Origin of the sequence: Bradyrhizobium sp. 195, from assembly GCF_023101665.1 — a bacterium.
In the GTDB taxonomy this organism is placed as follows: Bacteria; Pseudomonadota; Alphaproteobacteria; order Rhizobiales; family Xanthobacteraceae; genus Bradyrhizobium.
In genome coordinates, this window is sequence record NZ_CP082161.1 from 3,513,513 (window position 1) to 3,531,664 (window position 18,152).

The 18,152-nt window shown below is 58.8% G+C and carries 12 protein-coding genes; 10 read left to right on the forward strand and 2 right to left on the reverse strand.

Features of this window, described 5'->3' with window-relative positions:
• Positions 1–139: 139 nt before the first annotated feature.
• The gene (locus IVB26_RS16040; protein WP_247972539.1) at positions 140–1,084 is read right to left on the reverse strand and encodes a glycosyltransferase family 2 protein; all 945 of its coding nucleotides are present in this window, start codon (positions 1,082–1,084) and stop codon (positions 140–142) included.
• Positions 1,085–1,343: 259 nt separating this feature from the next.
• On the opposite strand from IVB26_RS16040, the gene IVB26_RS16045 reads away from it, so the two are divergent.
• A complete protein-coding gene (locus IVB26_RS16045; RefSeq protein ID WP_247972540.1) occupies positions 1,344–2,816 on the forward strand; it encodes an autotransporter outer membrane beta-barrel domain-containing protein in 1,473 nt (490 codons plus the stop codon).
• Positions 2,817–2,892: 76 nt separating this feature from the next.
• Here IVB26_RS16045 and IVB26_RS16050 read toward each other — a convergent pair whose 3' ends face one another.
• Positions 2,893–3,978 (reverse strand): nucleotidyltransferase family protein, encoded by a 1,086-nt coding sequence (locus tag IVB26_RS16050; RefSeq protein ID WP_247973178.1) that lies wholly within the window; start codon positions 3,976–3,978, stop codon positions 2,893–2,895.
• A 520-nt stretch (positions 3,979–4,498) separates the two neighbouring features.
• On the opposite strand from IVB26_RS16050, the gene tnpA reads away from it, so the two are divergent.
• The 9 genes from tnpA (at position 4,499) to IVB26_RS16090 (ending at position 18,006) form a co-directional block, all read left to right on the forward strand.
• The gene (gene tnpA, locus IVB26_RS16055; protein WP_188106852.1) at positions 4,499–4,843 is read left to right on the forward strand and encodes an IS66-like element accessory protein TnpA; all 345 of its coding nucleotides are present in this window, start codon (positions 4,499–4,501) and stop codon (positions 4,841–4,843) included.
• A gap of 50 nt (positions 4,844–4,893) precedes the next feature.
• Positions 4,894–5,091: a hypothetical protein gene (locus IVB26_RS43200; RefSeq protein WP_346732886.1), complete on the forward strand. Its 198-nt coding sequence runs from the start codon at positions 4,894–4,896 to the stop codon at positions 5,089–5,091.
• Positions 5,009–5,188, forward strand: a complete 180-nt coding sequence (gene tnpB, locus IVB26_RS43205) for an IS66 family insertion sequence element accessory protein TnpB (protein ID WP_346732887.1) — start codon at positions 5,009–5,011, stop codon at positions 5,186–5,188. Before IVB26_RS43200 ends, tnpB begins: the two co-directional genes overlap by 83 nt.
• A 44-nt stretch (positions 5,189–5,232) precedes the next feature.
• Positions 5,233–6,969 carry an IS66 family transposase gene (gene tnpC, locus IVB26_RS16065; RefSeq protein WP_247971195.1) on the forward strand — a complete coding sequence of 579 codons (1,737 nt, stop codon included), beginning with the start codon at positions 5,233–5,235 and terminating at the stop codon, positions 6,967–6,969.
• Between the two features lie 1,360 nt (positions 6,970–8,329).
• A complete protein-coding gene (locus IVB26_RS16070; RefSeq protein ID WP_247972541.1) occupies positions 8,330–11,161 on the forward strand; it encodes an Ig-like domain-containing protein in 2,832 nt (943 codons plus the stop codon).
• Between the two features lie 325 nt (positions 11,162–11,486).
• The gene (locus IVB26_RS16075; RefSeq protein ID WP_247973179.1) at positions 11,487–13,190 is read left to right on the forward strand and encodes a type I secretion system permease/ATPase; all 1,704 of its coding nucleotides are present in this window, start codon (positions 11,487–11,489) and stop codon (positions 13,188–13,190) included.
• Positions 13,187–14,500, forward strand: coding sequence for an HlyD family type I secretion periplasmic adaptor subunit (locus IVB26_RS16080; RefSeq protein WP_247972542.1), 1,314 nt, complete (start codon positions 13,187–13,189; stop codon positions 14,498–14,500). The genes IVB26_RS16075 and IVB26_RS16080 overlap by 4 nt, the downstream gene beginning before the upstream one ends.
• A gap of 658 nt (positions 14,501–15,158) precedes the next feature.
• A complete protein-coding gene (locus IVB26_RS16085) occupies positions 15,159–15,773 on the forward strand; it encodes a transglutaminase-like cysteine peptidase (protein WP_247972543.1) in 615 nt (204 codons plus the stop codon).
• Between the two features lie 490 nt (positions 15,774–16,263).
• Positions 16,264–18,006 carry a PQQ-dependent sugar dehydrogenase gene (locus IVB26_RS16090; RefSeq protein ID WP_247972544.1) on the forward strand — a complete coding sequence of 581 codons (1,743 nt, stop codon included), beginning with the start codon at positions 16,264–16,266 and terminating at the stop codon, positions 18,004–18,006.
• Positions 18,007–18,152 lie beyond the last annotated feature (146 nt).

Here is an 18,152-nt window from a genome sequence, read left to right on the forward strand (position 1 = left end):
CTTTCGCCGTTGAGCGCCAAGCCGTGGTGATGATAGGCGATCAGTGGTCACGATCTTCCAGATCGCGCTCTTGAGCGATTAATTCGTCCAAAATGAGTAGAGTAAAGGTTGCCGCCAGCTGCAGCGTCAGCGCAGAAACCTATTCTTTGGCTACGCTTACAGGGGTGTTGCGATTCCACACAACTCCTCGGTTTGACCATACCACAAGAGTTAGCATCCTCCACACACGATACGAGCGAATTACAATAAGTATTCCCAAGGCCCGAACCCGAGTGAGAAATCCATCAATTCGATCGGAGGTTAGAATTTCGCCTACATCGAAGAGGGGCGAGCCGAAAACGGCGACCGCACGGCCGAGCCATAGTAGTCTCCAACTCTTATGCTGGCGGGTTGCTGTAAGTGTGTGTTGAATCAGACGGTCCCATTGAACACACAATAGACGAAGCGACGGACGTGCCGGATGAAATACGATCATCTGTGGAATATACTTAAAGACGAGACCGCGGGCCCGCGCTCGGGCCCCCCAATCTTTATCCTCAGCCAATAAAATCCCCCCAAACGGACCCACTTTATGGAAATCTTCGGCGCGTACCGCCAGATTGCCACTGCCTGAAAAGCCATAGTATTCCACGTGCAACTTTTGCCGATATCCAAAAATGCTTTCGTAAGCTTCGATAGCTCCCCACTTTTCGGGATTTTGACGCCAGATCTGGACATCGCCTCCGAGGATAGTGCCTCTGGGAAGGCGATTGAAGGCATCGAGAATAGCGGAAAGCCAGTGTGGATGAGCACGGCAGTCAGCATCAATGAAACAAAAAATGTCGCCGGCGGCATATTTTACGCCGAGATTTCGAGCCGGACCCGGCCCGGGCTCCAGTTCGTACAACAAGCGCACTCCGGAAAACAGTGCAGTGACGGCTTCGGGACGACAGGTTGAGCCATTGTCGACGACAATGACTTCAAACAGCGAGCTATCCAAGGTTTGAGCCTGTAGAGAACCCAGGCATGCCGCAAGACCATCTACCTGATCCAGATGCGGGATGATGACGGAAATCGAGGGCTTCTGCGCGCGTGCCAGGTCCATTTCGTCCTCAATGTCGACTGCATCATTTTCGGGTTATTATTTTAAAATGATTTAATTGCTTTAATATTATATGCATTCATAATAATAAGCAACTGGCGCATCGCCTCTGCGCCCAATGAGGGAGATCCACCTGGAAGCCATCGGTCCCTCGGAAGGCCCGGTCTAACAATCTTGATAAGGAATAGTGCAAGTTCCAAGGGGGCCCTGCAGCTATCACAATCATCCTGCCTGGTTTTCGGTGGCGTTGAGGAGCATGCTCATGCCAGATTGTCGTTGTCGGCTGATCGTCATCGCCTTGATGTCATCCATCTCGGCGAGTGTTGCAGGTGATGCAAACACGCGCCAGTCGCTGACGACGCCCCGCATTGCGGTCGTGAAACCCAGCGACGGATCAGCCAATGCACCTGCCAACACACCGCAGCTGCCAAGCTTGCTGAGCGGCTATGCGGTCCGACCGACCTGGAATGTTGCGGGCGTCGACTACGCCGTTGGTTATGCGAGTGGGACGATCCTCAAGGCGCCGTCGACTATCTCGATGGCCGGGGTGTCGGTGGACAGCGCAAACCATATAATCAACGTCAGTGGCAGCAACGTCACGCTGAGTGGATACGACTTCTCACTGAACGGCGGCTGGCAAGTGTCCGTCAACGGCGGCACGAACGTTGCGATTGAGAACAGCAAATTTGTTGTTGGGAGCAACGGCAACACGCCGATCTATGTGAGCCCCAATGCCAGCAACGTGACCATTCAGAATAATCTGATCGATGGCGCGGGTAGCTCGACGCAGATCTTGATTGCGGCGGACGGCGCAGGCACCACGACGATTCAATACAACATGATCCAGAATGCGTGGGGCCAAAACCTTGTAATGAGCTCCGACGTCGGCGGCGAGAATTGGATTGTTCAGTACAACGTGATCAAAGATGCCGGATTGGGGTACAACGCAGGCGCCCATGGTGATTGGATACAGACCTACAACCTTCCGGGCCACAATACGAACAGCTTTGAGGTGAACTACAACACCTTCATTCAGGATACGCCCATCGCTCAGGGGCGTACCCAAGGCATCAGCGCTTTTTCGGCCAATAGCGGTTCGACAGCGGGTGGGGTGCAGACCGAGTCGTTCAACAACAACACGTTCATTGCCAACAACGGTTCCTACGTCAATTACGGGATCATCCTCGATACCTCCCGACTGATTGGAACGGCCACCATTCAAAACAACTACTTCGATACGACCAATATCGGGAGCGCCAATGGGGGCGGCGGTAGTTGGGAGTACGTTGGAAATTACAATGGGAGCAGCGGCGGCCCATACCACGGGACCGTCACTCAATCGAACAACGCAAATATGGTGACCGGGACCTATTTCAGGCAGAATGGGACGTCAATTAGAGGAGTTGTTGCGTCCCGTTCGGGCGACGACGGTGGTTTCGCCATCGTAATTATTGTAACGCTTGACTTCAGCGCGGCAGTGACGGTCTCAGGCGGCACCCCCACGCTTACCCTCAGCGATGGCGGCGTCGCGACGTATACGGGAGGTTCCGGCACAACTGCCCTTACCTTCAGTTACACGGTCACATCCGAACAGAAATCACCGTTGTTACCGGTGACAGCCGTCAACCCCAACGGTGCGAGCGTGAAGAACACGCGCGGCCAAATGGCGGACCTTGCGCTCAAAGGGATTCCCCAGTTTGCCCCACAGTCGGGCGCGGGTGCGCACAGGGATTAGTTTTGTCCGTTAGTCCGCCTCGCTGGGCAGGTTGATGGGCTGCGCCTGGCCCTTGCTCAGCCGTAGAACTTCTAAGCTAGACCTTGCCCGTGCGACGCTCGTGAGACAGCCACAGCAGCCAGCCTAACGTACTGCTCTTCGGGAGCGCCCATTTGCGATCGCCGACAATCGTTTTTTCTTTAGTCGATGCGCCGAGCCCATTGCGATAATTGCGGTAATCGAGAGCAGTGATGGGTAGCAGCGCCTGACGCAATAGCGGAAATCCTGCTTGGGCCAACCGCCGCCGGTGCTGAAGGCGGGGGATAAATCGGCTGCGCATGCGAACAGGTACGTCAACGTCGAGCAGAGAATAGAGCGCGACCAAGTGAGTCTCGAGGGCGTTCCTCGCAAGCTTGTCTGGGACAAAAGACGCTAGCAGATCCCAATCGATACCTTCGGGAGAATTAGCTAGTTCTCTCAATTCCAAAAGGTGCCGCAGATCGATGTCGCCACTCCAATAATCGGAATCTTGAAACTGATCGTGGACCGTCAGGATCAGAGCCCGATAGGTTGCAGACGGTATGTAGACCGATCCTCGGCCGATATGCGTGAGGGTGCAATGTGGCTTCACATCGCCTGACGCGCGGTAAAAAAAAGCGGGCCCGGGAGGTGCGCGGTGCAAATCAATCATGCCCACGTCACAAAATCTTTTAAGGTCTACGTGCCAATTTCCTACCGAATCCGGTAGGGGCTGATAGTCGATCGTGTAGCCCAGGGCAAGGAGAGCCTTCAACGTCGGCTCGGTCTCGTCGGGCGAAACCATGATGTCGAGGTCAGACATCAGCTTTAAGCCATGGTCCGCTTGAGGCGCCGTCGCAAGGATAGCGGCGCCCTTTAGCAATACGGGAATAACGCCCCGATCGTTTATTGCCCCTACCACCTCAGTCAGCTGATCGACTAGGCGCTTGTTGCGTATCACATTGCGCTCGAACAATTGCTCAATGTAGAAGTAGACATCCTCGGGGATCTGATCTTTGAAACGGGTAGCAAACCGCATCAAAGCAGGCGTTGTCAGTGTTTGGTTCGCCAGGCCGAGAAGCGAGATCCAGTCCGGGTCTTTCGGGACGCGGCCTCGTAAACATTCGCTCCAGTGAATCAGGCGCCGGCTATGGTTAGCCATCATAAAACTCAACTATAGCCCTCCTTGAGCCGCACTCTGATTGAGCTCACGGGTTTCCTCGCAGATATTTATCTGCCTCATTGTCGCTTTGCAAAACCAGTTGTCCGTGACTATCTCGTTGATTCCGGACATCTTTGAGCCCGTTTGATCGGTGGGTGGCAATTAATGTAAGTCGCCCGACCGAATTTATTCCAATGTGCGCCATTCTGCCCGATATTATATTTTGATGCAATTGGGTTTTATTTAAAGTTAAGTTGCGACTGGTGCATTTGGATAGTCGGTCCGTCCGGCGGGGCGACGAAGAACATAGTGTTTCTGCCGGCGCGCCTCGCCCGGACCTATTTGCTGTGGAGGCCGGCAAAGCAGCCAGTTCAATGGTTGGCGGTGTGGCGATGAAGAGCTCCTGATCAGCTGTTCTTATTGTTGCAGGCGCATCGTACGCCCACGATGAAGGCCGCCTTGTTCTGAGAGGCGGATTGAGCACTCATAAGCACGTGTTTAAGAGCGAGCTTAAGAGCGATTGATGGGTCAGATTTCGGTGCTGACGGGTCCGGAACGCCGGCGGCGTTGGAGCGAGGATGAGCGGTGCCGGATCGTTGCGGAGGCCTTTGCGCCGGGATCGTGTGTGGCGCAGGTTGCGCGGGATCACGATATTTCAACGGGGCTGATTTACACCTGGCGGCGTCGGCTTCGCCAGGACCTTGCTGACCAGGGCTTTGTGGAAGCGGCGATGGAAGCGGAGCCGATCAAGGAAGCGGCACCGTCCGGTGAAGTGATCGTGGTGGAATTGACGGGGAGCGGACGGATCAGGATTTGCGGGTCGGCGCCGCCCTTGCTGGTGTCGGCGGTGTTGAAGGCGCTGCGATGATTCCGATCCCCTCTGGCGTGCGGGTATGGCTGGCGACGGGCCATACCGATATGCGGCGCGGCTTTCCGAGCCTGGCTTTGCAGGTGCAGGAGGTCTTGAAGCATGACCCACTGGGGGGGTCATTTGTTTTGCTTCAGGGGGCGCCGTTCAGATCTGATAAAAATCATCTGGCACGATTCTCAGGGAGCGTGCCTGTTTACAAAAAGACTCGAAAGAGGAAGATTCATCTGGCCTTCGGCTGCCGGTGAAGCCGTGACGATCTCTCCGGCGCAGCTTTCTTACCTGCTATCTGGGATCGACTGGCGGAATCCTCAAGAAACTGTGCGTCCAACGCGAGTTGGATAGCATTCTGCGATTGAACCTACCGGGAAATCTGATTCACTGGCTTCATGAGTTTGAAGCCGGATGACCTTCCTTCGGATCTCGCCAGCGCCCAGGCGGCGCTGTTGATCGAACGTGAGGCGCTGCGGGCTGAACGCGACGCGCGGCTGAGGGTCGAGGTCGAACGCGATGCGGCCGCGGCGAAGGTCAGCCGGATACAGGCCGAAGCCATCAATTGGCAAGCCGAAGCGGCGAACGCGCGGGCGAAGCTGTCGGACAATGAGGCGCTGATCGCGCATCTCGAGCTGCGGATCGAGAAGCTCAAACGCGAACTGTACGGGCCGCGTTCCGAGCGCACGGCGCGGCTGATCCAGCAGTTGGAATTGGAACTTGAAGAACTCGTCACCACGGCGAGCGAGGATGAGCTCGCCGCGCAGGCCGCGGCGGCAAAGGCGCAGAGCGTACGCGCCTTCACGCGCAAGCGGCCGGTGCGCAAGCCATGGCCGGACGACATCGAACGCGAGCGCGTCGTCATTGAGGCTCCAACGACCTGCGCCTGCTGCGGTGGATCGCGGCTGGCGAAGATCGGTGAGGATGTGACCAAGACGCTGGAGGAGATCCCGCGCCGCTTCAAGCTGATCGAGACGGTACGCGAGAAGTTCACCTGCCGCGATTGCGAGAAGATCAGCCAGCCGCCCGCGCCGTTCCATGCCACGCCGCGCGGCTTCATCGGCCCACAATTGCTGGCGACGATCCTGTTCGACAAGTTCGGCATGCATATCCCGCTCAACCGCCAGAGCGCGCGCTTGAAGGCCGAGGGGATCGACCTGCCGTTGTCGACACTGGCCCACCAGGTCGGCCACGGGACCTTTGCCGTCATGCCGCTCTTCCACTTGATCGAACGCCATGTACTCGCTGCCGAGCGCCTGCATGGCGACGACACCACCATCCGTATCCTGGCGAAGGGCAAGTGCACGACCGGGCGGATCTGGACTTATGTGCGGGATGACCGGCCCTTTGCCGGGCCTGCGCCGCCGGCGGCGGTCTATTACGCCTCGAGCGACCGACGAGGCGAGCACCCCCAGAAGCATCTGGCCGCCTTCGCCGGTATCCTGCAAGCCGATTGCTACAACGGCTTCGAGCCGCTGTTCGACCCGCAAAAGAAAGCGATGCCGATCACACCGGCGTTTTGCCTGGCCCATGCGCGGCGGGGCTTCTTCGAGCTGGCTGACATCGAGAAAAATGCTCGGGAAGGTAAGAAGGGCAAACCGGTCTCTCCGATCGCGCTGGAGGCGGTCAGACGCCTCGATGCGTTGTTCGAGATCGAGCGCGCCATCAACGGCCGCGGCGCCGACGAGCGGCGCGCCGTGCGCCAGGAAAAGAGCAAGCCGCTTCTCGAGGACATGCACGCCTGGTTGCTGCGTGAGCGCGAAACCCTCTCGCGCTCCTCCGAGGTCCTGAAGCCTATGAACTACATGCTCAGGCGCTGGGACGACTTCGCCCGCTTCCTCGACGATGGCAGGATCTGCTTGACCAACAATTGCGCTGAGCGCGCATTGAGGGGCATCGCATTGGGAAGGCGCAACTGGACCTTCGCCGGCAGCCAGCGTGGCGCCGACCGTGCCGCCATCATGCTGACGATGATCACGACCTGTCGCCTCAACGACGTCGATCCCAAGGCCTGGCTCGCCGACGTCCTCGCCCGTATCGCCGATCTTCCCGCGTCGCGTCTGCACGAACTGCTGCCCTGGGAATGGAAGCTCCTGCGCCAAGCCGACAAGCCCGCCGCTCAGCAGGCCGCCTGACCTTCACGCAACGCCATCATAGAGCTCGCCGTGCCCGCGCGCATGCGTCAATCAGGCGGTCCTCGTCGTATGCGTACGGCGCATCTCTCCAACGCATCGGTACTGTTGGCCAATGCTCAGCATGTCTCGTTACAGCCGAACGTATTGCAGAGGTCGAAGCCGGAATGCGAGTTTTAAGAATCGTCCCCCACCGAGGCCGGCACGTACCGGTGCCAGTATGTTTGCATCGAACCTTTTTTAATAGCGGCCGGAAGCGCTGAAACGCTCAACGTAAATGTACTTTGAAACAGGCTGGAGTGTTGCCGGACAGCCTGTTTGGGGTGCAGAGCCATTATCTTGAGCTACTCACTAATGCATCTCCAGTTTTGATCCGCGAACCGATGGCGTGAGCCGAGTTCGGTCTGATTCCGGTGGAAGGGCAATACTGTGGACGACGGTCGCCGTGTTCTCCGGGTTGTTATTACGGTTTGAGGTTTCTGGGCCGCCAATGCCAAGGCAAAACGTCGCAATAGCGGAGAAGGGATTGAGCTCCGGCTAAGCGGGATGCTGCCTGGTAGGCGACGTAAGGTTGTTCGAGCCGGGCGGCCATTTGTCGGAGCGATAAACTGAGATGGCGAGCTCACAATCAGTGGCTCGCGACCTGATGGGGGCGAGCGTGAGCTTGCGCGAGGTCATAACCGTCAATGCAGGTTGGAGTTGGATGTTTAATCCACTGCTCCGGCGACGTGGAATGTGGTCGGAGCCGTAGGGATGGCCAGGATCGACCGTTCCCATACGCCAAGCGGCCGGACGCGTGAGGACCGATTCATTGGCTCGAAACGGTTCGCCGGTGGGGCGGCGCCTGGGTTCACCGGAGGTCGGGTTCGTCATGGCAGATGACATCGGCTTAATTCGCCCGAGTACTTACGCGCCGCGATCCTCAAAGCAGTCGCTCTGAAGAAGGCATCTACGCGCCGATTGAGTTGCGCGAGGACGGCATGCTGTTGGACCCGACGATAGTTGTCCGATTCCTTGCTTGCAGTCAGTTCGCGCCGAATGCTTCGGCCTCAGTTATTTTCGGTGCGGATGTCGCGCAGTTTATGAGGGGGCCTGGAAAACAGTTTTATTTTTTAAATGGTGAATTTGTTTCACTGAAGAGCGCCAGTGTTTGGTTGTTTAAATTCAATATAGAGAGGTGGATGACTTAAATTACCTTTGCGGAGCCGCGATGTCGTCCAAAAAAAGCCTCCGGTGGACGGTCATCAAGCGCTCATTCGTGTCGCGCCTGCTGTTCGCGCTTTGGGTTGCTCGATCGGGTTTGAGCGCGCGCACGAGAAGCAAACTTTCTCAAACTTCTCAAACTATGAACTAGGGGATTTGAATGGCTCTGAACGACGGATCAGCCAATGCACCTGCCAACACACCGCAGCTGCCAAACTTACTGAGCGGCTATGCGGTCCGACCGACCTGGAATGTTGCGGGCGTCGACTACGCCGTTGGTTATGCGAGTGGGACGATCCTCAAGGCGCCGTCGACTATCTCGATGGCCGGGGTGTCGGTGGACAGCGCAAACCATATAATCAACGTCAGTGGCAGCAACGTCACGCTGAGTGGATACGACTTCTCACTGAACGGCGGCTGGCAAGTGTCCGTCAACGGCGGCACGAACGTTGCGATTGAGAACAGCAAATTTGTTGTTGGGAGCAACGGCAACACGCCGATCTATGTGAGCCCCAATGCCAGCAACGTGACCATTCAGAATAATCTGATCGATGGCGCGGGTAGCTCGACGCAGATCTTGATTGCGGCGGACGGCGCAGGCACCACGACGATTCAATACAACATGATCCAGAATGCGTGGGGCCAAAACCTTGTAATGAGCTCCGACGTCGGCGGCGAGAATTGGATTGTTCAGTACAACGTGATCAAAGATGCCGGATTGGGGTACAACGCAGGCGCCCATGGTGATTGGATACAGACCTACAACCTTCCGGGCCACAATACGAACAGCTTTGAGGTGAACTACAACACCTTCATTCAGGATACGCCCATCGCTCAGGGGCGTACCCAAGGCATCAGCGCTTTTTCGGCCAATAGCGGTTCGACAGCGGGTGGGGTGCAGACCGAGTCGTTCAACAACAACACGTTCATTGCCAACAACGGTTCCTACGTCAATTACGGGATCATCCTCGATACCTCCCGACTGATTGGAACGGCCACCATTCAAAACAACTACTTCGATACGACCAATATCGGGAGCGCCAATGGGGGCGGCGGTAGTTGGGAGTACGTTGGAAATTACAATGGGAGCAGCGGCGGCCCATACCACGGGACCGTCACTCAATCGAACAACGCAAATATGGTGACCGGGACCTATTTGGGTGGCCAGAGCGGGACGCCTTCATCGGGAACAACCGCACCGTCCACGACCCCACCGTCGACGACAGCGCCGGGCGCGCCGACCATCGCCTCCTTCTCGACCGATAGCGGCACCGCTGGCGACAAGATCACCAACGACAGTACCATCGAGCTCAAGGGGGCCGCTGCTGCCGGCAGCACGGTCAAGTTCTACGACGGTACGACCCAGATCGGTTCGACGACGGCGGACTCAAGTGGCAATTGGGATTACATCACAAAGGTCCTGACTGATGCGAAGCATACGCTGACCGCAACGGCAACCAACTCGTCGGGGCAGACCAGCGCGGCGTCGTCTGCGTTGACCGTCACCGTCGATACCAAAGCGCCGACTGCGCCGACCATTGCCAGCCATACGGTGAACAGTGCAAATCAGGTGGTGTTGTCGGGCACGGCCGAGGCGAGCAGCGTCGTAAAGGTGTTCGACGGCACGACCCAGATCGGGACCGCGACGACCAACAGCAGCGGCGTGTGGGCCTATACCACGGCCGGTCTTGCGGCCGGTTCGCACAGCCTCACCGCGAAGGCAATGGACGCGGCGGGCAACACCGGCGCGGCGTCCACGGCGTTCGCGGCTAGCATCGGGACTTCGACGTCCCCAACCACACCGACGTCCCCAACCACACCGACATCCCCAACCACACCGACGTCGCCAACGCCAACTGCTGGCACGGTCATCGAGTCGGCTGGTGCAACACGTCTCGTTGAGAGTAACGACAAATACTACCTCAACAGCAGCACCGGGACGGGCCCGTCGCTGAAGTATCACGGCGTGGATTTTGTGGACGGGTCAGATGGCACCTGGGCACCAATTGGTGCGGAGAAGACCGCGACGGGCTATGAGGTTGTCTGGAAGGAGGCGAGCACCGGTCAGTACACGGCCTGGAACACCGACAACAACGGCAACTACGTTTCCCACGTCAGCAGCCTGACCGGCTCCACGTCAGGCGGCTCGGTGTCCGGTACGGATTCTGGCCTTAAATCGCTCGAGACGACCTTCCACCAGGATCTGAACGGTGACGGGCAGATCGCTGCTACCAGTTCGACCACACCGACGTCGCCAACGCCAACTGCTGGCACGGTCATCGAGTCGGCTGGTGCAACACGTCTCGTTGAGAGTAGCGACAAATACTACCTCAACAGCAGCACCGGGACGGGCCCGTCGCTGAAGTATCACGGCGTGGAGTTTGTCGAGGGGTCAGATGGCACCTGGGCGCCGATTGGTGCGGAGAAGACGGCTACGGGCTATCAGGTCGTCTGGAAGGAGGCGAGCACGGGTCAGTACACGGCGTGGAACACCGATAGCAACGGCAACTATGTTTCTCATGTCAGCAGCCTGACCGGCTCCACGTCCGGCGGCTCCGTGTCGGGTACGAACTCTGGGCTTAAATCGCTCGAGACCAGCTTCCACCAGGATCTCAATGGTGACGGGCAGATCGGTACTTCCAGCGTAACTACGTCGTCTACGAGCACCAGTCAGGTTGCTCCGTCGAGCTCGACGGGCAGCAACACACAGACGAGCACGTCAGGCAATGACGTCTTCGTTGGCACCAGCAAGGCCGACACTTTCTCGTTTGCCGCGAATTTCGGCAACGACGTCATCAAGGGCTTTGTTGCCCGCGGACCTGCCCACGATACGGTCGAGTTCAGCAAGACCGTGTTCGACAGTTTCGCGAGCGTTCTCTCCCACGCGGCCCAATCAGGCACCGACGTCGTGATCGCGACGGGAAGCGACACGCTTACGCTGAAGAACACCAAGCTGGATGCGTTGACCAGCCACGACTTCCACTTCGCGTAGGGGACTGCGTAACCACATAGACTAGTACTCAACAACGGCCTCGGGGGATCTCTTGGGGGATCCTCCGACAAGGCATGACTCAAGGGCGGCTGCCATGATGGACTTTAGACGGCGGGGGGTGATCCCCCCGCCTGCGAATCTTTTTCGCATTCCACTTCTGCGCATATCAGGACTATGGGCTGGCGGAGGACAGTTGGCGGATGACACCGAACTGCGGACGCCGCGACTGATCGGCTGGGCAAAGCGCTCGGTCGAAGTCCTGCGGCAACGGATATTTGCTGGTCGATCCCAGCCGGCGAAGGATTATGACGAGCCGCAGTCAGAGATGTCGGCTTTCCTGCGGTCTTGCCGCCGGATTTTCTGGGCTCTCGCGGCCTTCAGCGGGATGAGCAATCTCCTCATGCTCACCGGCTCCTTCTTCATGCTGCAAGTCTATGATCGGGTGCTGCCCGGGCGCAGCATACCGACGCTGATCGCCTTGATGGTCCTGGCCGCGGTCCTCTACCTGTTTCAGGGTGGGCTCGACTTCGTCAGAAGCAGGATCAGCGCGCGGGTCGGCCGGTATTTCGATGAAAGGCTCGGCGTTCGCATATTCGACGCGCTTGTGCGCCTGCCTTTGAAGACCAGGGCTGATGGCGACGGCCTGCAGCCGGTGCGGGATCTTGATCAGGTCCGCAGCTTTTTGTCGAGCGGCGGGCCGACGGCGCTGTTCGATCTGCCGTGGATGCCGATCTATCTCGGCGTCTGCTTCCTCTTCCACTTCTGGATTGGGGTCACTGCGCTGGCCGGCGCGTTGGTGTTGATCGGCATTACCATGCTCACAGAAACCCGGACGCGGGGGCCGGCGAAGGCGTCCTCCCGCCTCGCGGTCTCGCGAACGGCACTCGCGCTCGAGGGCCGACGAAATGCGGAGGTTCTGCAGGCCATGGGCATGCGGCAGCAGGCGGCGTTGCGTTGGCAGGATGTCAACGCGAAGTATCTCGCGGCTCATGAGCGGGCCAGCGATGTAGCAAACAGCCTCGGCGGCGCCTCCAAGATCTTCCGGGCCATCCTGCAGTCGCTGGTTCTTGCCGTTGGCGCAGTCCTTGTCATCAACCAGGAATCGACGGCCGGCATCATCATCGCCGGATCGATCCTCAGCGCGCGGGCCTTGGCGCCCGTCGAACTGGCCATTGCGAACTGGAAAGGGTTCGTCGCTGCGCGGCAGTCGGGACAACGGCTCGATGCTTTGCTAAAGCTACTCCCCAGCGAGGAAGAACGGCTGGCATTGCCTCCTCCTGTTGAAGCTCTCACCGTCGAGCATCTCTGTATCGGCGCCCCGAACTCGGAGCGGCCCACCGTCAATGAAGTGTCGTTCCAACTGCGGCGCGGGCAGGCGGTTGGAATCATTGGGCCGAGCGGATCGGGCAAATCGACGCTGGCACGCGCGCTGGTGGGAGTATGGCCGAGCATTCGAGGCCGCATACGGCTGGACAATGCCGCACTCGATCATTGGTCTTCTGACGCCCTCGGCAAGCACATCGGGTACCTGCCTCAGGACGTGGAATTGTTCGATGGCAGCGTTGCAATGAACATTGCGCGGTTCGATCCGCAGGCGACCGCCGCCGCTGTTCTGGAGGCCGCGCATGCCGCGGGCGCGCACGATCTCATCCTCTCGTTTCCGGACGGCTACGGCACGAAGATCGGCGAGGGAGGATTGGCGCTGTCGGCGGGGCAGCGGCAGCGCATCGGGCTCGCACGCGCGTTCTACGGCAAACCGTTCCTGGTCGTGCTCGACGAGCCATCCTCCAATCTCGACGCCGAGGGCGAGGAGGCGCTGACCGAGGCGATCCTGAACGTGCGCCGTCGCGGCGGGATCGTCGTCGTGGTCGCCCATCGTCCGAAGGCGCTTGAAGGCGTCGATCATGTCTTGTGCCTCGGGGAAGGCAGAGTTCAGTCCTTCGGCAAGAGAGAGGAGGTCCTGAAGAAGGTCTTGCGAAATCCCGTGCCCCTCAAGGTGGTCGCGGAAGCTCAAGGAGGCAGCCGATGAACGGACAGGTGGCGCCGGCGATGCAGTCCATCCAGCGTTACATGATCGTCGGTATGATCATGTTCGGTCTGGTGACATTTGGGGTCGGCGGTTGGGCTACAACGAGCCAGTTGTCGGGCGCCGTGATCGCCCAGGGCGTGGTCGTGGTGGATTCGAGCGTCAAGAAGGTTCAGCACGCCACGGGTGGGATCGTGGGTGAGTTGCGTGTGCGCCAGGGCGATCGGGTCAATGCAGGCGACGTTTTGATCCGTCTCGACGAGACTCAGACGCTCGCCAATGCGACGATCGTCACGAACAGCATCGATGAACTGCTCGCGCGCCAGGCTCGTCTGGAGGCCGAGCGCGATGGTGCCGAGCAGCTGGTGTTTCCCAAGGTGCTGCTCGACCGAGCCAAGGAGAGCAACTCCGAGGCTAACCGCGCCATCACTGCGGAGCGGAAGCTGTTCGACCTTCGCCGTCAGGCAAGGAGCGGCCAGAAAGCGCAGTTGCAGGAGAAAAGCGCGCAGTTGGAGAACGAAATCAAGGGCTATACGGGGCAGACCGAGGCCAAGCAGAAGGAAGTCGAATTCATCCGCCAGGAGCTGGAGGGCGTGCGCAGCCTCTGGCAGAAGAATCTGGTGCCGATCACGCGGCTTAATTCCCTCGAGCGCGACTCCGCGCGCATCGAAGGCGAGCGCAGCCAGTTGGCCGGCATGATTGCGCAATCGAAAGGCAAGATCTCCGAAATCGGCCTCCAGATCATTCAGATCGACCAGGACCTGCGGACGGAAGTCGGCAAGGACCTGATCGAAACGCGCTCAAAACTCTCCGAACTGGGCGAGCGCAAGACTGCGGCGGTCGATCAATTGCATCGGATCGATATCAGGGCGCCACAGACCGGCCGCGTCCACGAGCTTAGCGTCCACACGGTCGGCGGGGTCATCTCACCCGGTGAGCAAATCATGCTGATCGTGCCTGACGCGGACTCGCTTGCCGTCGAGGTCAAGCTCGCCCCGCGCGACATCGACCAGGTCTATGTGGGGCAGACCGCGACAATGCGGTTCGCTGCGTTTAACCAGAAGACCACTCCGGAGATCGATGGAGAGGTCAGCATGGTCTCGGCAGATATCACGCAGGATCAGCGCGCCGGCACAAGTTACTACACGGGTCGCATCCTGCTGAAGCCGGAGGAGCTGGCGAAGCTCGGCTCGGCCAAGCTGCTGCCAGGAATGCCGGTCGAGGTCTTCATCAAGACGGCTGGCCGAACTGCGCTGTCGTATCTGCTCAAGCCACTGCACGATCAGGCGGAGCGTGCATTCAAGGAGCGCTGAGTCTCGGTGCAAGCCGTGAGCAGCGCTTGACGAAACGCACGCGAGCTGGCGCCCCTATACCTGGGGCGTCAGCTTTGCTGCGCCCGACCCCGCAGTAGATCGCGCGCCCATCGACCGATCGGCCGCGGTGAGTGTCTGTCGCGCCGTGCCGAGATCACGGATCGTTCAAGCGACCGTCCGCTCAGCACGTCCATCCGCTTGGCGCGCAGGGTCATCGCGACGACGAAGCCGAGTATTGAAGCTTCAGCTCCCACAATGACGAGCAGCTCAATTGGCATATGAAATCAGTCCTGCTGCGAGGGCTGTGTTTTGCGATTTGAGCATGGCGGGTAATTAAATCAATAAAATAATCTGCGACCGGAAAACCGTCCGTCTCGCTTTGGGGTGGCGACGCCGGTTGTCTGGGATCGCGCTTCGCGCGGCTTGCAGGAAAAGGGCCGGTCTTGCCCGGTTTCTCGCTCCATTCTCGCTCCTGGTTTGCAATCGTCGCTGACGCGACGCGAATTGGCCATCGCGTTTAAATAAGATAAATAATCTTGTGTTAATTTCGCCAATTAAATATAAATATATAGATTAAATAACGAAGTGGGTGATCTGCGCGATCGGCAGCGTGGTGCCGAGGTCCGCGTCGATCTGCCATTCGCAGGAGGATCGGCAAATGCAGCGAACCTCAGGCTTGGTCATCGCGGCAGCCGTCGTGATCATCTTCGGGGGCGTTCAATGGGCCGGTGCGGCATTGCTCGCCGTGCCAAGGCTCCCCCAAGCGGACCCTGCGCACATCGAGCTGGGGCGTCCGGCTCTTCCGCCCCTCACTTTCACCTTGTTTTGCCTACGCTATGAGGCCGAATGCCGTCCGCGGCGATTCTTTCGGGGCGGGTCGATCCGGTTGACTGAGGAGCGATGGGCGGAGCTGCGGGAGATCAATCGCAGGGTCAATCTCGCGATCGAGCCGGCCCGCAACGAGCTCGGTCTTGCGGGCGAGGCGTGGATCATCAATCCCGCTCGTGGCGATTGCAACGATTACGCGGTGAGCAAGCGCCACGAGCTGCTTCGGCGCGGCTGGCCGGCTCGCGTCCTGCTATTGAGCGAAGTCGTCGTCAGTTCCGGTGAACATCATCTGGTGCTGCTCGTACGTACCGGGAGCGGCGATCTCGTGCTCGACAATCTCACGCCGCAGGTCAAGCCATGGTCGCGGACGCCCTATCGCTGGGTTCGCGTGCAAAGTCCGAGTCGCAATGGGCTTTGGGCGGCGGTGGGGCAGGAAGGGGCGTGAGCGCGCGGGCGCCAGCATCGCTCCGCACAAAACGTACTGTATAACAGCCCCTTGCCCCATTAATTCAATTGTAAAATAAAATCGAGAATTTAATATGGGTGTGAGAGGTTAAATGACTAAAACGTGAGAGCAGAAAATGGAGCTCCGGGGGAACATTGAAATAGCAACTGAGGAATTTCGAAAGACGAGGATTGTTCCGTCTTCGCGCAAAGGTGTGGTGAGACGCTTCGAGCTTCTCGAGCAAACGGGAGCTAGAGCGAATCCTTGCCGGCGCCAACGTCCCTCATGGCGTTACCTGGTCTTGTGGTATGTGACCTCTGTCGCGTTGCTTTTGCTATTTCCAATATTGAGTTTTGGGCCGTCATTGTGGCGGCTTCCCGCCGCCCAGTCGCTTCCATTTGGCTGTCTTATAGCGTCTTTCGTCCTAAGCGCCGCATATACTCCTTTGATCCCGCCCTCATCCCCGGGGTTGCGATTGGGCAGGACCATCGTGGCCACAACGACGATTTTTGGTGTGGTCTTCTTGGGGTTTGTCCTAGCCAAAGCCGATTATTCCCGCGCCATCACGCTCGGCATTTTCACGTCTGCCTTGGTGCTCGTCCCCGCCCCGTACTTCGTAGGCACTGCGGCGCTGCACCAAGCTTTGGCGCTTGGCGGGCTGCTGGCAGCGGCCGCCGCGGGTTCGTTCGCATTGCGCGTTACGCCCGAGGCCACGGCGCTGCACACCAACACCTTGATCAAGACTCAGTTCTACAACCTAGACGTTCACACTTATTCGAACGCGTTTCCAAAATCTGCGGTGCGCGGCGGTGCGCTCGCCCGGATCGGCGATCGTTATCTTGTGGTGAGCGGAGATGGTCATCTCCATGTCTTCTCCTGGGAAGCAGTGGACCACGTGACCGTCTCTACACTGCCGTCCCGGGTGCCCATCAACGGTGAGGCGTTTTCCGCGGCTGCCGGGCGTCCGTGGGCAGATCGCTTTGAGGCAAATGCACCGCAGGAAGGCCAAAGGAGGCAGGTCGGACACGAAATTCTCAATGCCGAGTGGTTCAGAGCGTATGGCTTGCTAGTTCAGGAGGTCGGAGCGGTTGCCCGCATCTTCGTCTCGCATCCTTACTGGCATGCCACTGAGGAATGTTGGACCGAACGAGTCTCCGTGCTGGAGTCTGACCGCGCCGCAATTCTTCGCGGCGAAGCTTCTTCCGAATGGAAAACTCTGTTTGAAACCACACCCTGTCTTCCGGTCCGCGGCGAGCACCGCCGCCGCGGCATTCCGTTTGTCGGTTATTTTGGAGGCGGCCGGATGGTCCTCCTGGGCGCAGATACGCTGCTGTTGACTGTCGGTGATTTTGGCTTCGACGGGCTTGCTTCAGTTCATGCTTATCCGCAGGATCCGTCCGCGTCGTACGGTAAAACAATTGCGATCAACATCCGTGATGGCTACGCTACAATCTTCACGGCCGGTCACAGGAATCCGCAAGGCCTCTACGTTGACCCGTCTGGGACAATATGGTCGACCGAGCATGGGCCGCAGGGCGGCGACGAACTCAATCGGCTGCTCCGGGGCGCAAACTATGGCTGGCCATACGCGACCTATGGAACAGACTATGGTTCGTTCTCGTGGCCGCTGAACAAGTCTGAAGCGGAGCAGAAGGGCTATGAAGCTCCAGTGTTCGCTTGGGTGCCCTCGATCGCAGTTTCGAATCTAGTCGGGGTGGAGCGCGGAGCGTTTTCGCAGTGGCAAGGTGATCTCCTGATCGCCACACTCAAGGCGGCGACGCTGTTTCGTGCGCGCGTTCGGGGCGGTCAAGTCAAATACCTCGAGGCTGTCCCGATCGGTAGCGGCATTCGCGATATCATCGAGGGTCATGATGGCAGCCTCTTGCTATGGACGGATGATCAATCATTGATCTCGCTGCGGCCGAGAGAAGGTTCAACGGGCGAGGCCCTTTTTGCCGAAAAGTGCAGTAGCTGCCATCAGTCGAAGTTGATCAGCGGAAATCGGATCGGACCGGACCTGCTCGGCATCGTGGGTCGTCGAGTCGCGTCGGTCGAGAGCTATCCTGATTATTCGTCAAGCTTGCGCGCGGTGGGAGGCACATGGACCGAAGAACGCCTGGCGGAGTTTCTCAAAGCGCCAGGCAATTTCTGTCCTGGGACGAGAATGGATTTCGCGGGTGAGGCCAGCACGACAGAGCTCCAAGCGATCCTTGGCTATCTGCGGACACTTTGACAGGGTACAAGGCAAAGTACCTTTTCGCGGCGCGACTTTGACTTCTGTGTCCCATTTTCAAGGCGGTCACGCTCGAACTGCCGGTCTCCAGGACAAGATCTTTGACGCCGAGTGTCCGGCAAACGCGCTTAGGCGGATAGCTGAAC

Excerpts from the sequence above, each read along its gene's own strand:
- IVB26_RS16040 (WP_247972539.1), bottom strand. The coding sequence starts at position 1,084 with ATGGACCTGGCACGCGCGCAGAAGCCCTCGATTTCCGTCATCATCCCG.
- IVB26_RS16045 (WP_247972540.1), top strand. The coding sequence starts at position 1,344 with ATGCCAGATTGTCGTTGTCGGCTGATCGTCATCGCCTTGATGTCATCC.
- IVB26_RS16050 (WP_247973178.1), bottom strand. The coding sequence starts at position 3,978 with ATGATGGCTAACCATAGCCGGCGCCTGATTCACTGGAGCGAATGTTTA.
- tnpA (WP_188106852.1), top strand. The coding sequence starts at position 4,499 with ATGGGTCAGATTTCGGTGCTGACGGGTCCGGAACGCCGGCGGCGTTGG.
- IVB26_RS43200 (WP_346732886.1), top strand. The coding sequence starts at position 4,894 with ATGCGGCGCGGCTTTCCGAGCCTGGCTTTGCAGGTGCAGGAGGTCTTG.
- tnpC (WP_247971195.1), top strand. The coding sequence starts at position 5,233 with ATGAGTTTGAAGCCGGATGACCTTCCTTCGGATCTCGCCAGCGCCCAG.
- IVB26_RS16070 (WP_247972541.1), top strand. The coding sequence starts at position 8,330 with ATGGCTCTGAACGACGGATCAGCCAATGCACCTGCCAACACACCGCAG.
- IVB26_RS16075 (WP_247973179.1), top strand. The coding sequence starts at position 11,487 with ATGTCGGCTTTCCTGCGGTCTTGCCGCCGGATTTTCTGGGCTCTCGCG.
- IVB26_RS16080 (WP_247972542.1), top strand. The coding sequence starts at position 13,187 with ATGAACGGACAGGTGGCGCCGGCGATGCAGTCCATCCAGCGTTACATG.
- IVB26_RS16085 (WP_247972543.1), top strand. The coding sequence starts at position 15,159 with ATGCAGCGAACCTCAGGCTTGGTCATCGCGGCAGCCGTCGTGATCATC.